The 1,042-nt window shown below is 69.2% G+C and carries 1 protein-coding gene; it reads right to left on the reverse strand.

Going from position 1 to position 1,042, the window contains the following annotated elements:
- The coding region (locus ACSFA3_RS25895) for an AMP-binding protein (RefSeq protein ID WP_435508172.1) at positions 1-1,020 on the reverse strand (1,020 nt) is incomplete at its 3' end.
- Positions 1,021-1,042: the final 22 nt, after the last annotated feature.

Raw genomic sequence — 1,042 nt, forward strand, 5'->3', positions numbered from 1 at the left:
GGCCCCGTCTGCCGGCACACGATGCACCATCACACCCACCGTCGTTTCCGTGGGGCCGTAGTGGTTGTAGACCACGGTCTCCGGTGCAAGCCGGGCGATGCGCTCGACGAGCGAGCGCGGCGCGGCCTCGCCGCCCAGCACCAGCGTGCCGGGCAGCTTCGGTGCATCGTCCTCGAGCAAGGCCTCCAGATGGGAGGGCACCATCTTGAGTGCGTCGATCCGACGCTCGCGCATGAAGCCCGCGAAAGCGCGTGCGTCCTTCACGTCGCCGGGGCCCGCCACGACGAGGCAAGCGCCGTTGTGGAACGCACCGAAGAGCGCCGTGTTGCCCAGGTCCGCAACGACTGAGCTGGTGAGCGCCCAGCGACGGCAGCGACCCAAGTCCATGGCCGACGACACCGCCGCCACGTAATTGAGCAATTGCCCCTGCTCGATGACCACGCCCTTGGGCGTTCCCGTCGAACCCGAGGTGTAGAGCACATAGGCCAGGTCCCGCATCGCAGACTGGTGTGCCGGTGCGCTGTCGGCAACACCGTCTAGATCCATCTCACTCAGCGATGCCTGCCGCCACGGCGCATCGCCGGGCGAAGCCGACCCGATGGCATGGAGCACGAGCGACGGCACGGCGTCTTCCAGCACGGCCTGGCGGCGTGCAGCGGGCCACTCAGGGTCCAGCGGCAGGTAGCCCGCCCCGATGCGCCAGCTAGCGAACATCGCCACCAGCAAGTCGGCCGACCGCGGAAGGTTGAGCGCCACCAGCGTTCCGGCCGTGGCGCCCCGGGCCTGCAGCCAGTGCGCCATCTGGTTGATTCGCGCATCGAATTCGCGATAGCTCAGAAGCACATCGCCTGCCTCCAGCGCGGGCGCGTCCGGCGTCGTCTGCGCCCAGCCGGCGACCTGTTCGGCCAGCGTGAGGGTTCCGAAATCCGCCTCCTCGCCACGGGCTGCGAGCAACAGCAATTCGCGCTCGCGCGAACCGACCAGCGCGAGGCTGCCAACCGGCGCGCGAGGCTGCGCCACGGCATCTTCGAGCAACGTGCCG

Source organism: Variovorax glucosi (genome assembly GCF_051216695.1).
Taxonomy (GTDB): domain Bacteria; phylum Pseudomonadota; class Gammaproteobacteria; order Burkholderiales; family Burkholderiaceae_C; genus Variovorax.